This is a genomic window from Novosphingobium sp. Chol11 (assembly GCF_945870625.1).
Taxonomy (GTDB): Bacteria; Pseudomonadota; Alphaproteobacteria; order Sphingomonadales; family Sphingomonadaceae; genus Novosphingobium.
Map to the genome: position 1 here is coordinate 16772 of NZ_CAMBTS010000032.1, position 12049 is coordinate 28820.

The following is a 12049-nucleotide window of genomic DNA, read 5'->3' on the forward strand; positions in this document are numbered from 1 at the left end:
CCTCGATGATTGGCGTAATTATGCATGTCCGCACAAAGCCGGACAAGACTGCGCGGTTTCTTGCGCTGATTACACAGTTGCAGGCTGATGTCCGGGCGAATGAGCCCGACACGCTGCTCTTTCAGGTTATGAAATCGGCCGAAAGCCCGGATAGTTTTGCTTTCACAGAGATCTTTCGAAATGCCGAAGCGCGCGAGGACCACGCCCAGAGGCCCTATCATGTCGCGATGTCTGCGGAAGGGTATGCGTGCCTCGATGGCGACCCCGATATCCGGACATTTGATCTTGTTGGCGCACCGGCGCAGTGACCGGGCTTGCGGGGCAGCTTGCGCTTGTGACGGGCGGCACCAGCGGCATCGGCTTAGCTATTGCAGCTCAACTGGCAGCAGCAGGCATGCGCGTGGCGGTCTTATCCGATGCCCCGCAACAGGAATTGGAAAGCGCTGTTGCTGAAGGCAGGCTGGTCGCAGCAATCCGCACCGACATTTCCGATGCTGCTGCGGTGACCACTGCCGTTGCCGCGATCGAAGCAGCGCACGGCCCGATCACGCGGCTGGTCAACAACGCCGCAATCTGGATGCCAAATCCGGTGCCTGAAAGCCCCATAGCGCTGTTCGACCGGCATATAGACGTGAATCTGAAGGGGAGCTTCTACGTTACGCAAGCGGTGATACCCGGGATGATCGCGGCGGGCGGTGGTTCTATCGTTTTTGTCGGATCGGTTAGCGGCATCGCAGGCCGGGCTGGCGATAGCGCTTACAGCGCATCGAAGGCCGGAGTGGCGATGCTTTCGCGCACTCTGGCGGCTGAGTTGGGGCCAAAAAATATCCGGATCAATTGCGTGTGCCCCGGTGCTGTGGCGACACCGCTTACCGCCGGTTTGCGGACGGCCGACGGCGAGCAGGCCATCGCAGCCCTTATGGTCGGGCACCCCAGCCCCCGCCGTGCCTTTTTTATGGAGCCAGAGCAGATTGCAAACATTGTTTGCTTCCTGCTCGACGACCGTTCGAACGCGCTACACGGCGCAGTTATCACAGCTGACGAGGGACTGACGGCAACAATGTGATTGCTCAAAAAGCGAGCCTATATCTGTTTGCGGAGAAGGAAAATACCATGGCTTTTATGCATGATGCTGGTAAAACCGGAGACGTGATCGTAAACATCGCCGATTGTAAAGAAGTTGCTCTCGGCGCCGGAACAACCATTCGCCTGCTACGCTTCAGCGAAGAAACTGGCGACTGGGTGCTTTGGGTTTGTATGCAGCCAGGTGCAACGTTCGCGCCGCACTGGCACCTTGGTCATGGCCAATATTTTGTAACCAAGGGCGAACTAATTTATGACGTCGGATCAGCCCCCGCAGGCACTTATGGGTATGAACCCATCGGATCGCGCCATACCGAGGCGCGCTGCGAACAGGTGACCGAGTACCTGTTCATGGGTCACGGCGCAGTGGCCTTTACCGACCAAAACGATCAGATACGGTTCGTACTCAACCACGAATTTCTGCGCGATATCGCAGGCGGCGCGGTAGTTGCCAATATCGCCAACGATGGGCTTGAGGCCGCCGCATGACCGCCACCTCTAATCCCCGAGCTGAAAGGCTACGGGCCATGATGGCGGCCGAAGGCTTGGATGCAGTTGTGTTGAGCCACCCGCACGATGTGCGCTACGCCACAGGATATCATTCAGTTCTCGAACGATGGGGCCAGATGGAACCGCTGGCTGCAGCCATCGTTCATGCCGATTCGGAGCGGCCGCTGACATTGGTAATCCCTGAAGCAAACCTTGGCCTCCTTGCGGTGCTGAACATTAACGATGAGGTTTGTTCGTTCGGCGAAGTACGCACTTTCGATATGCTGAACTTCTGCGAAGTCAGCCGTTATCTTGATCCGGATCGCAACGGCGGGCAACTGGCGGCCGATGCGGCAAACTTGATTGGCACGGTTGCCGGTGCGTGCCAGCCCGATGTCGCATCGGCGATAGCCCAAGCGCTCGCCGATCATGGCCTCGCAGGCAAGACCATCGGATTTGACGAGCCGCGGCTGTCGGAACGGACACGAAGCCGCGTCGACCATGTCTACCGGGATGCGCTTGATTTCATGATGCGCGTTCGCGTGGTCAAGACACAGGGCGAACTGGAACGATACCGCAAGGTGGGCAAGCTGGCGGACCGCATCATGGCCCATGCCAGATCGCTGCTGCATGAAGGGGCGGACTGGAACGATGTACAGGCGCGCGTTTGCGACTTTATGGTGCGCAATAAAGTGATCCCGATCGATGAAGGCGGGGTGCTGTTCGGCGGCTCTTATGAAAAAGATGATTTCATCCCCGACTTGTTCCGCACGCAAGGCAATCGCCCGCTCCGCGGCGGCGATATCGTAATCCTCGAAACACAAGGCATCCATGATGGCCTGTGGGTGGACATAAATCGCACCGCCGTGATCGGGCCCCCATCCGCCGCATATCGCCATCAGCACGACATTCTGCGCGATGCTTTTAACAAGATGGTAGATCATCTGCGCCCCGGCATATCCACCGCCAGCCTGCCAGCCATCGGAGGCGAATACCTTGCCGCGCATGGAGTGGCCACGCCTGAAAAACTGCTGGTTGTGGCTCATGGTATCGGCTTGATGCCGCTCGAAATTCCGCTCCCGTTTCCTTCGACCGGCCTAGCCGGGGTCAAGCAGGGATTTGTTCTGGAAGAGGGAATGCTGATCTCGTTGGACAGCCTGTATTTCGGCGCGCGGGTTGGCCCCTGCCATATGGAAAACGTCTACGCGATCACCGCGCACGCACCTGAACCTATGTATCTCACGCCGCTGGAACTCATCGAGGCTCCGCTTGCAGCCGCCCCAAACGCAGCAAGCCCTGCGCTTTCAAAAAGGATTGCATGATGACTGCTGTTGGCGACAACGACCGGGGCCTTGAAAAATACTTGAGGATGCAGCGCATCCGCCAGTTCGAAAACAAGGCTGAGGCCATCCACGCGCAAGGCGAAATTCCCGGCGCGCTGCACACGTATGCCGGCATGGAAGCATCGGGCGTCGGCGCGTGCATGGCGCTGCGCGACGACGACTACATGGTGGGCAATCATCGCAGCCACGGCCACCCGATTGCCAAAGGCGCCATGTTGCGCCCGCTGATGGCCGAACTTCTCGGCAAAACCACCGGCATCTGCAAGGGCAAGGGCGGATCAATGCACTTGTCCGACTTTTCGATGGGCAGCCTTGGCGAAACCAGCATCGTTGGATCGGGGGGACCAGTGGCCGTGGGCGCCGCCTTGGGAGCGCAGATGCAAGGGCTTGACCGGGTTGCGCTGTGCTTTTTCGGGGATGGAGCCAGCAGCGAAGGCGCGATCCACGAAGCGCTCAACCTTGCCGCAGTCTGGCAATTACCCGCTATATTCGTATGCGAGAACAACCGTTTCGGGATGTCCACACCAACATCTGCAGGCGTGGCAGGCGAGAACGTGGCCGACCGCGCGCATGGCTATGGTATCCCCGGCGTGATGGTGGATGGTCAGGATGTTGACGCGGTTGAAATCGCCGTGCGCGAGGCGGTGGACCGCGCGCGGAGCGGCAAAGGCCCGACGTTGATCGAAACCAAGACGTATCGCTACGGCGACCATGCAGTGAACATGGGTCGAGAATTGACCCCGCGCGGCCCCGACCATGAAGATTGGCTCGCCCGCGATCCGATCGTGCTGCATCGGCTGCGCCTTTTGGAACAAGGCGTGCCGCCTGCAGCGCTGGATGTAATTGAAGCGCAAGTTGCCGAGGAAGTGGACGATGCACTCAGCTTTGCGCGCGAAAGCGCCTATCCGGCCTTTGAAGAGGCCTTTGACCACGTGTTCGTCGATCGGCTTCCGATCCCCGAAGACGTTCTTGCTCACGCCTGAGGAAGCACCGCATCATGGCTAGGATTACGTATCTGGAAGCAATCCAGCAGGCTCAAATGGAGGAGATGATCCTCGATTCCCGAGTTTTCATGATGGGCGAGGACATTCGCTGCAATGTTTTCGGCACCACAACTGGTTTTCTCGAGAAATTTGGCGAAGCCCGCATTCGTGATACGCCGATATCGGAAAACGGGTTCATCGGCGCGGCCGGTGGCGCAGCCATTGTCGGAATGCGACCGATCGTGGACGCTACAATTTCATCGTTTCTGTTTCCGGCGATGGACCAGATTTGTTCGATTATCGCCAAATCAAGCTACATTTATGGCGGACAGGCCCGGCTACCATTGGTGATCCGCAGCTGCCTGTTTTACGGCAACTCCAATGCTGCGCAGCATTCCGACCGGCCCTATCCAATGTTCATGAACATGCCCGGACTGAAAATTATCGCCCCATCCAATGCGCGCGACATGAAAGGTCTGCTCAAAGCTGCGGTCCGCAGCGATGATCCGGTGCTCAGTTTTGAGGATTCCACCTGCTGGACCAATAAATCAGAAGTGCCCGACGACATGGATTTTGTGATCCCGCTGGGCAAGGGAGATGTGAAGCGCGAAGGCACCGATATCACCGTGATCGGGATTGCCGGCGCGGTCAACATAGCGCTCAAGGCGGCCGAACAACTGGCGCGCGAGGGCATTTCGATCGAAGTGGTGGACCCGCGCTCTCTGGTTCCGCTCGACCATGAGCTGATCCTGCGATCTGTGCGCAAGACCGGCCGCGCCATCTGCGTCGATCCTGCCCACAAAACCTGCAGCGCAGCCAGTGAAATTGCCGCGACAATTGCGGAGTATGCATTCGAGGCGCTTCGCGCGCCAGTGGTAAGAATTACTACGCCTGATACGCATCTGCCGTTCAGCCCACACATCGAAAAGCCGCTCTATCCCTCGGTAGCTCGTATCGTCGATGCCGCACGCCGCTTGGTGGGTGCTGGCACTCCTGTTCCAGCTTGAGGATCAGCATAATGTCGGAAATCACGATGGTACTGCCGCAATATGGCATGGGAATGCAGGATGGAGAAATCGTGCGGTGGCTGAAAGCTGAAGGCGAAAGGGTAACCGAAGGCGAGATTCTAGTCGAAGTGGAAGCAGCCAAGACTACGGTTGAGGTGCCAGCACCTGTATCGGGCACGCTGGTGCGTATTGTCGCAGCAGAGGGCGAAACGATTGACGTGCGGGCACCGATGGCGGTGATCTCGACCGACTGAACCCATTGACTGGCAGCCACGCATCTACCGAACGAAAGCGAGCAAGATGGCCATGGGCGCATCATTAAGAAGATGGTTGCTTCAGATCATCGCAGTGTTCATCTTCCTTGTCGGGGCAGTACTGACGGTAGGCGGTGCTTATCTTATCGTGATGGGCGGGACTGCATATTACCTTATAACCGGTATGGCCTGCGTCGTTTCCGGCGTTCTGATATGGCGTGCGGACCGATATGGGCCGGAGGGTTACGCTGCTATGCTGGCCGGAACCACTATTTGGGCTTTGTGGGAGGTGGGTGGTTCATTCTGGCAGTTGTTGCCCCGCCTCGCAGGCCCTGCGATTATCGGCCTACTGCTCGCGCTTGCACTTGGACCTTTGCAGCAAGAACCAAGGGGAACGGCCAATAAATCTGGTAGACGATCTGTGGCTCTGGCCACTGCGTGGGCGGCGCTGGCACTGGCCATCACGTTTTTCACTACGCCAGTGTTTGAGGTAGCACCATCCGCAGCAAGAGTGTCATCCTTGGCGCATTCGCAGTCTTTCTCCCAAGCACCTGTTGATGCCAAGTGGAGCGCTTATGGTGGTGACAATAGCGGAACGCGCCATTCGCCCGCGTCGGTTATTACGCCCGAAAACGTCACTATGCTGCGGCCCGCGTGGACCTTTGAAACAGGCGACACTGCGGCCAAACGCCCCGAAATCAAAGCGCCGATCTCCTTTATGGCAACACCGGTGATAGTGGATGACCGCGTTATCTTCTGCTCACCAACTGGGAAGGTATTTGCCCTCGATGCTGATACCGGACAACAGGTTTGGCTGCGCGATCCACACACGCGCACTGGCAACGCGCAAATGCTCAATTGTCGGGGGGTGTCCGTGCACCGCGATACAACCGCAATGGGGCTATGCGCAGGGCGCATCATCAGCACCACCGTAGACGGCCGGATGTTGGCCAGCGATGCGGAAACAGGCGCGCCTTGCCCTGATTTCGGCACCGATGGCAGCATCAATCTAGACACCGGAATGGGGGCAATCGACCCGCTGCGCAGCTACAGTTCGTCGCCGCCGGCAATCGTCGGAAATACCGCGATCCTGGGCGCTTATGTACGTGATAACTTTACACATGATGATCCTTCCGGAGTTGTGCGTGCATTCGATGTGAAAACCGGGCGCTTGCTGTGGGCATGGGACAGCGGCAAATCCGATGATGCTCCGCTTTCCGGAATCGATGACCAGTGGACTCGCGGTTCACCGAACGCCTGGAGCGTGTTCAGCGCCGATCCTGCTTTGGGGCTTGTTTATCTTCCGACCGGGAACGCCACGCCCGATCACGTCGGCACGCACCGCTCTGCGCTTCTGGAACGCTACGCCAGTTCAATAGTGGCGCTAGACGTGACCACCGGAAAGGTACGCTGGCATTTTCAGACGGTCCATCACGATCTTTGGGATTATGACATGCCAGCACAGCCGGTGCTGTTCGATTTTTCCGTTAATGGGCGGACGGTACCCGCACTTGCGGCTCCGACCAAACGCGGAGAAGTTTTTATCCTGGATCGGCGCACTGGCCGCCCGCTTACCGGTGTTGAAGAACGGTCCGTGCCACAAGGACGCCTCCCGGGTGAGTATTATTCACCGACGCAGCCGTTTGTTAACGGCTTTGCATCCTTTGCCCCCCCGCCCTTGACCGAAGCGGCAATGTGGGGTGTCACCCCCTTGGACCAACTGTGGTGCCGAATTCGTTTCCGTTCACTCGATTATGCAGGAATGTTTACGCCACCGTCTGAACGAGGCTCAATCCAGTATCCCGGCACGTTCGGAATGCTGAACTGGGGCAGCGTCAGCATCGATCCCATGCGCAAGTTCATGATTGTGAACTCGGCTGCTATTCCGCAAGAAGTACGCTTATTCCGTCACGCGCGGCAAGATGATCGCCCGGCGATAGCAAAGGACTCGCACGTGCCCGGCTATCTGCCGCAAATCGGAACTCAATATGGGGTCAGCCTATTCCCAATGCTTTCACCGCTTGGCATTCCTTGTCATGCTCCGCCTTGGGGACGAATTTCCGCTGTTGATTTGCGAAGCGGTAAAATAGCTTGGAGCCGCTCGCTCGGCACCACTGCTGATACTGCTCCGTTTCACATCGCCATACCAGGAGCATTCAATCTTGGCGGCACGGTAAACACCGCTTCGGGGTTATCATTTATCGGTGCCACGCTCGACAACTACTTACGCGCGTTCGATACGGAGACTGGCCGGGAACTGTGGCGCGGGCGGCTTCCCGCAGGTGGGCAAGCAACGCCGATGACATATGTGTCGAGAAAATCGGGCCGGCAATTTGTGGTGATCGCTGCAGGGGGCCACATGTATATGCACACCACACCTGGTGATCATGTGGTCGCTTTTGCGCTGCCTATTCATTAACCAGGCTAAACAGGGTGCGTAGGCCACTCGATTGTTTCAAAACTCGCAAACTTCGAAAAAATTCGACACCATGTCGGTATGTGTTGTGACGGGCAGATCTCTTAAACGCCCCCGCAGAACACAAATCAATTTCGCCTCACATAACCCGGTACTGCGGATGCTCGCTGGCCAGTATCTCCAGCATCGGCAGCGGCAACGACCAGTCGAGCGCATCATCGCGCTTCGAAATCCGCCACTCGCCGCCGTGCGCCACGAATTTGTGGACATAGCGCCCGCCATACATCGTGCCGGAATAAGTGCCATCCTCGCCGACCTGCGCGCTCGCGCGCTCGACTTGCATCACCACCGGCACCAAGTCTGTCGCGCTGCCTTTGAAAAAGCCTTAATCGATCGCGGCTTCGGGCCATTAGCAACTGGCGTGTCCGTCTTCATCGAGCCAATCGAGCGAGCGCGAATAGCGCGCGATCACTTCGCCGATGGCCTGTTTGTCGAGCAGCGCCTGCAGGGCCTCATCACGACTCATTTGCGTACCGCCCACCATACCGGGATGTCGAGCGGAAACCGCTCCTGCGCCGTCTTCATCGCCTCGCTGGCATCATCGGGCAGCGCTGGATCGCTGGTCTGCGGCAAACCGCCGCCAGCGCCGGCCACCGGATCGACGTATTCCAGCTTGATACTATCCAGCACCGCGCCAAAATCATGACCCTCGTGGTGATCAGACATCTGATGGTTATAAAATGTCCATTTGTCTTTGAACGAGAGCAGGCAGTAATACATGTTGGGCTCTTGTCCCTTCCAGTATTCATAGCGAAGCACGCCCTCTTCGGTGGCAAACGTCTGGGTGACCATGTCGTGCATGATCGCCTCCCACTGTTCCTCTGTACCGGGCTTGATGGTGATATGCGCAAGCAGGGTGGTCATGCGGGGTTCTCCGTGGGGATGATGGCCGGGGTGATAGCAAGGTGCAGCGCGAGCGTGCCGAGCATGATGCCCGGTTGATGCAAAAATGTGTTGCCGGGCGCATAATCCATTCCGTCCAAACGGTCGAACAGCCGGTTCCAGGCAATCGTCTGCTCCAGCCGCGAAAGCCCGGTGCCCGGGCAGATTCGCGGGCCTGCCGAAAACGCCAGATGGCGCGTCACCGCATGGCGGTCGAGCTTCAATTCGAGCGGATCTTCGAACTCGTCCGGGTCGATATTCGCGGCGCCCCAGCGCAGATGAAGGGTAGATCCGGCTGGAACCTCAACGCCTTGAAATACTTCGTCCTGCGATGTGATCCGGGTAGAAAGCCCTTGCGTGGGTGAGCGCAGCCGCATGGCTTCCTCGATGAAGCTGCGGATGGCCGCGCGATCCGCCTTCAGCGTGTCGAACAGCCCGGGCCGCTCGCAGATCAGCTGCGCCTGCTCGACCAGCGCATATTGCGTGGTTTCCAGCCCGCCGATGATCATCGCATAGACGATCCCGTCGATCTCCGCGTCGGTCAGCTTGCGGTCCAGCGCGTCGTAATGGACCTGGGTCAAAAAGCTGATCATGTCGTCCTGCGGCTGCGCGCGCTTGGCCCGCACCTGGTCGCGCACATAGTCCGAAAGGCCGGCCAGCAGGCGAAACTTCTCAGTGGTCTGCTCGGGCGTCAGGATATTATTATGCCCGCAGCCGTGGACATAGGACATCACTTGCGCATTGCCCCAGATTTCCAGCTTGCCGATATCCTCCAGCGGGAAGCCCAGCACGCTGGCCATGGTCAGTTGCGGCAGCACGCGGGCGAACTGGCTGACAAAATCGATCGTCGGCTCGCCGATCCAGCGTTCGATTAGGCTATCGACATGGCCAGTGATCATCGCCTCGTGCCGCTTTGCGCCCGGACCAACCCACGGATCGGTCAACTGCTGGCGGTGCGCCCGCCACAGGTCGGGCGTGGGGCGCAAGGTAGCGATCGATTGCACCATGGCGTCGAGATCAGGCATTTCGCGCGCCAGTTTGCCGGTCTCGGCAATCTGCTCAATCAGCATCGAAAGCAACGGTGTGAACCGATCCCAATCACGCACCACCCGCGCCACATCAGCATATTTTGTAAGGACATAAGCGTCGCGGTCCGGGGTCAGCCCTTCGCCCGGCAGGCGCAGCACTGGCGCCTCTGTATGCAAAATGGGATAAGCTGCATACCAGTGCTCGGCCGCGCCGGGGCCGAAAAGATCGACGTCGCCTAGCGCGTGCGGGCACGCCATCGCGCTCAGATCAGGATTGGCCTGCGACATCGTACTCTCCTGTACATTTAATCAATACCAAAGCTTTATTTAGCTATTGTTGGCTGATAAAAAATTCAAGCCGGATTTTATTCGCTACACTCATATAAACGATTATCGCGATTGACTGCTGTCGAATTATTCGCCGCAACGAATAGGCAAAGCTCTATAAAACGAACAGATAGGAGTAAGACTATGCGGTAAATTTTTGGATTTGCAAGCGCTAGGGTCAGGACTCATTGATTGAGCCAGAAGATGGCGGACATGAAGGTGTGGGCGCAACGGTTGTTGCGGGTGTGGATGCGGCGCCAGTCTTTGAGCCTGCCGAACATGTTTTCAATCTTGTGGCGGCGACGGTAGAGGACCGTATCGTGAGGGATTTGCACCTTGCGATTGGCTTTTGAGGGGACGAACCCGCCATTCTTGTCCGGCGCTCCAGATGTCGTTCTCCGAAAAAGTCGTTGATTGTATGCCTACATTTTGTTGGAAACAGTCGGATTTACCAAAAAAATTAGTGCGGACGCCGGATATCAAATTCGGCGGCACGGCGCGGGTGGGGCCGGGGGGCGGGCGCGGTCCGAGACTCCCAGACCCACCATAAGCGCCCTTCCAACCTTGCCCACTATGCGCAGCACATAGTGGTCGTACTCAATTTCACTGAGCTTCCCCGCCATTTCTGGATGGAAAGGGCGATCATTCCGCTCCGTCATGGGGCGTTATGTCGATCGTCGAACCTAATCTGTACCGATCCATCTGCCATTAAGTGCCTACCGCCAAGGCAAAGAGTTGGCCTCACTTTATCGCGTACAGCAGTTTTTATTGCGTGCAGCGGTTCCCCATTCCCATCCCGATCGGCCTCGCCGAAGCAAGTCCGTTCGAGGATGCGGGTGCTAGAAGTGAAGCACATTGCAACTACCCTAGAGGCCCCTAGGAGCGCCCCGCATTGCTTCGGCAACCACGGGCAGCAGCGCTCCCGTCTTTCGCGCTGTAAGGCACCCCTGAGGCCTCCTGGGACTCTTTCGCTGCGCACGGCCGATGCGAAGGCCGGCGTTATCTCGTATCCTGCGACCCCCAACGCCTTTTCATCCCATTTGCCAACCCAAACCGCCTCAAGCATCTGATCCCAGCTGTTCCCCGTCAGCACCAATGGCACAGATTTGAGGTTGTGATTTAGAGCGGTTTCCACACGAAGTGACTCGGCGGGGATTCCTTTTGCGGCGGCGTTGTGATTCAGACTTCCTGCTGGTGGCAGGAGGCCAGCATGGATGGCACGAACGCTTTCACAGGATCTTCGGGACCGAGTTGTTGCAGCGATTGATAGCGGGCTGAGTTGCCATGCGGCGGCTGCACGGTTCGGGGTCAGCGTATCGAGTGCGATCCGCTGGCGAAGGCGTGCGCTGGAGCACGGTCAGGCAGTGGCCAAGCCGCGCGGCGGGGACCGACATTCGGGCAAGATCGAGGCGCATGGCGGCTTCATCCGGGAGCTGATCGCCGAGCAGGGAGACATGACCTTGGTAGAGGTTCAGGCGCGGCTGATCGAGCGCGGCGCCCCGGTCGGGATCGGCACAGTGCATCGCTTCTTCGTGCGCCACGGGATCACGCGCAAAAAAAGACTGGGCACGCAATCGAGCAGGACCGTCCCGACGTCCTGAGGCAACGTCGGCACTGGTTCGACGGTCAGATCGATCTCGAACCCGAACGCCTCGTCTTCATCGACGAGACTTGGACCGCCACCAACATGACCCGCAGTCACGGGCGCTGCCGGAAAGGCGAACGGCTGCGAATGGGCTTCCCGCACGGCCATCGCAAGACGACCACGCTGGTCGCTGGCCTGCGCATGACCGGTATGGTTGCGCCGATGGTGCTGGACGGACCGATCAACGGCGACTGGTTCGAAGCCTATGTTGCACAGGTCCTGGTGCCCGAGCTGCGCCCCGGCGACGTGGTCATCATGGACAACCTCTCCAGCCACAAGCGGGCCGCCGTGAAGGAAAGGATCGAAGCAGCCGGTGCAACCCTGCGCTTCCTTCCGCCATACAGCCCGGACTTCAACCCAATCGAGAAAGCCTTCTCCCGGCTCAAGGCTATGCTCCGCAAAGTGGGCGAGCGAACCGTCAGCGGCTTGTGGGACCTGATCGGCAGGCTCGTCGACATCTTCCAGCCAGACGAATGCGCCAATTACTTCAAATCCTGCGGCTATGAACCAGAATGAACGGAAACCGCTCTAA

The 12049-nt window shown here is 58.4% G+C and carries 12 protein-coding genes and 1 pseudogene; 9 read left to right on the top strand and 4 right to left on the bottom strand.

Features of this window, described 5'->3' with window-relative positions; translation table 11 throughout:
- Positions 1–5 precede the first annotated feature (5 nt).
- The 8 genes from Q0O40_RS07625 to Q0O40_RS07660 are packed head-to-tail and all read left to right on the top strand — an operon-like array spanning position 6 to position 7578.
- On the top strand, positions 6–308 hold the full coding sequence (locus Q0O40_RS07625) for an antibiotic biosynthesis monooxygenase (protein WP_295528219.1): 303 nt from the start codon (positions 6–8) through the stop codon (positions 306–308).
- A 26-nt stretch (positions 309–334) separates the two neighbouring features.
- Positions 335–1066 carry an SDR family NAD(P)-dependent oxidoreductase gene (locus Q0O40_RS07630; protein ID WP_295528223.1) on the top strand — a complete coding sequence of 244 codons (732 nt, stop codon included), beginning with the start codon at positions 335–337 and terminating at the stop codon, positions 1064–1066.
- 47 nt (positions 1067–1113) lie between these two features.
- Entirely contained in the window at positions 1114–1572 is a 459-nt protein-coding gene (locus Q0O40_RS07635; RefSeq protein ID WP_295528226.1) for a cupin domain-containing protein, read from the top strand.
- Positions 1569–2894, top strand: a complete 1326-nt coding sequence (locus tag Q0O40_RS07640; protein ID WP_295528229.1) for a Xaa-Pro peptidase family protein — start codon at positions 1569–1571, stop codon at positions 2892–2894. Before Q0O40_RS07635 ends, Q0O40_RS07640 begins: the two co-directional genes overlap by 4 nt.
- On the top strand, positions 2891–3898 hold the full coding sequence (locus Q0O40_RS07645; protein ID WP_295528231.1) for a thiamine pyrophosphate-dependent dehydrogenase E1 component subunit alpha: 1008 nt from the start codon (positions 2891–2893) through the stop codon (positions 3896–3898). The genes Q0O40_RS07640 and Q0O40_RS07645 overlap by 4 nt, the downstream gene beginning before the upstream one ends.
- 14 nt (positions 3899–3912) lie before the next feature.
- Positions 3913–4905 carry a transketolase C-terminal domain-containing protein gene (locus Q0O40_RS07650; RefSeq protein WP_295528233.1) on the top strand — a complete coding sequence of 331 codons (993 nt, stop codon included), beginning with the start codon at positions 3913–3915 and terminating at the stop codon, positions 4903–4905.
- 11 nt (positions 4906–4916) lie between these two features.
- Positions 4917–5159, top strand: coding sequence for a biotin/lipoyl-containing protein (locus Q0O40_RS07655; protein ID WP_295528235.1), 243 nt, complete (start codon positions 4917–4919; stop codon positions 5157–5159).
- Between the two features lie 46 nt (positions 5160–5205).
- Positions 5206–7578 (top strand): membrane-bound PQQ-dependent dehydrogenase, glucose/quinate/shikimate family, encoded by a 2373-nt coding sequence (locus Q0O40_RS07660; RefSeq protein ID WP_295528237.1) that lies wholly within the window; start codon positions 5206–5208, stop codon positions 7576–7578.
- A gap of 136 nt (positions 7579–7714) precedes the next feature.
- On the opposite strand, the gene Q0O40_RS07665 is transcribed toward Q0O40_RS07660, so the two are convergent.
- From Q0O40_RS07665 to Q0O40_RS07680, 4 genes and pseudogenes are all read right to left on the bottom strand, one after another.
- Positions 7715–7918, bottom strand: a complete 204-nt coding sequence (locus tag Q0O40_RS07665) for a hypothetical protein (protein WP_295528239.1) — start codon at positions 7916–7918, stop codon at positions 7715–7717.
- Between the two features lie 179 nt (positions 7919–8097).
- Positions 8098–8499: an antibiotic biosynthesis monooxygenase gene (locus tag Q0O40_RS07670; protein ID WP_295528241.1), complete on the bottom strand. Its 402-nt coding sequence runs from the start codon at positions 8497–8499 to the stop codon at positions 8098–8100.
- A complete protein-coding gene (locus Q0O40_RS07675; protein ID WP_295528244.1) occupies positions 8496–9833 on the bottom strand; it encodes a cytochrome P450 in 1338 nt (445 codons plus the stop codon). The genes Q0O40_RS07670 and Q0O40_RS07675 overlap by 4 nt, the downstream gene beginning before the upstream one ends.
- A 224-nt stretch (positions 9834–10057) precedes the next feature.
- A pseudogene (locus Q0O40_RS07680) lies at positions 10058–10180 on the bottom strand (IS5/IS1182 family transposase); the annotation flags it as partial.
- 906 nt (positions 10181–11086) lie between these two features.
- Here Q0O40_RS07680 and Q0O40_RS07685 point away from each other — a divergent pair.
- A protein-coding gene (locus Q0O40_RS07685) for an IS630 family transposase (RefSeq protein WP_295528247.1) occupies positions 11087–12033 on the top strand; the annotation gives its coding sequence in 2 pieces (ribosomal slippage) (positions 11087–11423 and positions 11423–12033; 948 coding nt in all).
- Positions 12034–12049 lie beyond the last annotated feature (16 nt).